At 48.7% G+C, this 1,892-nt stretch carries 1 protein-coding gene; it reads left to right on the top strand.

Going from position 1 to position 1,892, the window contains the following annotated elements:
• Nucleotides 1-563 precede the first annotated feature (563 nt).
• Nucleotides 564-1,856: a group II intron reverse transcriptase/maturase gene (gene ltrA, locus GXP65_RS24880; RefSeq protein WP_205455639.1), complete on the top strand. Its 1,293-nt coding sequence runs from the start codon at nucleotides 564-566 to the stop codon at nucleotides 1,854-1,856.
• Nucleotides 1,857-1,892: the final 36 nt, after the last annotated feature.

Below are 1,892 nucleotides of genomic sequence, written 5' to 3'. Positions count from 1 at the left end.
TGGTGCGCCGAGCATGGCGTTGATCTAGGAGGTGAAAGTCCTCTACGGGCTCAGTCGAGCGAGAACCGTTAGTCTATGCAAGGGTGTTCACCGTGAGGTGAAATCTGAAGGAAGCAAATGGCAAAACTTGGTTGTGACGAACAGAAATCTGATAGTAGGTCACTACAACTTGGGCAACCTAGCCATAGATAGAATAGCCCAATGCCTCGACGGGAAGTGTGTAGTGATAAATCAGGCACGGCCAAGGGAAAGAGCAACGTCTTACCTCGGGAGATCTTATTGTTTGTCTCGATAGAGACTAATGCAGCAGTGATGTTGTGTGACGGGCAATAAGAAGTCAGCAGAGGGCATAGTACCTTGAGACAGTACAACTTAAGGGAAGGCCTGAACTGAATATATCAAGAAGTAGTCACTAGACACTCAATCATGTGGAGTCATAGCAAGATGGACATCATCTCTACGTCCCAATGGGCGATACCGCAAGTAAAGCGCATGGTCACGAAGAATGACAAGCATGGTCGGCGTAGACAGGAGGACGAGTCTTGGTGACCTCAACTTCGTTGATGGAACAAATCTGTTCCTCAACCAACTTGAATCAAGCTCTAAGAAGAGTGAAGAAGAACAAGGGATGTGCAGGTGTCGATAAACTCGACATAGATGCAACTATCTTTAAGCTTCGACAAGCTTCAAACGGGCAAGCGCTTCGCCAGAGTCTTCTGGATGGCAGCTACCAACCTCAGCCAGTCCTTAGTGTAGAAATCCCCAAACCTAATGATGGCGTCAGGCAACTAGGTATCCCCACAGTGCTCGATAGAGTTGTCCAACAGGCAATCACTTCAGTGCTGTCAGATGTCTATGAAGCTAAGTTCTCCAATAGCAGTTACGGATTTAGACCGAACCGCAGTGCACATCATGCGCTAGCGGCAGCGAGTCGCTACATCCGAGAGGGGCGAGGTTATGTGGTAGATATCGACCTAGCGAAATACTTCGATACCGTTAATCACGATAGACTGATGCACAAACTGTCACAGGATATTGCGGATAAACGGGTGCTGAAGCTCATCAGGTCATATCTACAGGCAGGCATAATGCGAAACGGGTTAGTCGAACAGAGACAACGAGGGACCCCCCAGGGTGGACCATTATCTCCGTTGCTCTCCAATATCGTGTTAGATGAACTGGATAAAGAGTTAGAGCGTAGAGGACATAAGTTCTGCCGATATGCAGACGACTGCCAAATCTACGTTTGTAGTGAGGAAGCCGCTCATCGAGTCAAAGAGTCGATAACGGAGTTCTTGGAGCAAAAGCTGAAACTCACGGTAAACCGAGAGAAAAGTGCAGCAACAAGAGTGACAGAGCGAACTTACCTAAGCCACCGCTTCGGGATAGATGGGACAATCCATATATCGAAGCCAGCGCAAACTCAAATGAAGACGCGAGTGCGGCAGATAACGAAGCGAAACCGAGGTCGAGAGTTAAAGGTGATAATCGCCGAGTTAACTCAATACCTAAGAGGTTGGCAAGACTACTTCAAACTCGCCATACGGAAGAGCAGCATGAAGCGCTTGGACGAATGGATACGGCGACGGCTAAGATGCTATCGACTTAAGCAACGCAAACACAGATACGGCATAGCGACATGGTTACAGCGACAAGGTGTAACAGAGCGTAATGCGTGGAAGTTAGCGATGTCAGATAAAGGTTGGTGGCGGCTAGCATTAACGCCCCAGACAAATCACGCTATGCCAACAAAATGGTTCGAGGAGTTGGGTCTGTACTCGTTGCGAGATGGGTATGAGTCACTAAAAGTATATTCGGAACCGCCGTATGCGACCCACGCTTGTACGGTGGTGTGAGAGGACGGAGGCCGTGAGGCCTCCTCCTACTCGATT

This window comes from Vibrio sp. LB10LO1 (assembly GCF_010092875.1).
In the GTDB taxonomy this organism is placed as follows: Bacteria; Pseudomonadota; Gammaproteobacteria; order Enterobacterales; family Vibrionaceae; genus Vibrio; species Vibrio campbellii.
Note: the sequence above shows the minus strand (reverse complement) of the source record. Positions and strands in the feature narration are given on the sequence as shown.

Coding starts and splice junctions, on each gene's coding strand:
- ltrA (WP_205455639.1), top strand. CDS start 564: ATGGAACAAATCTGTTCCTCAACCAACTTGAATCAAGCTCTAAGAAGA.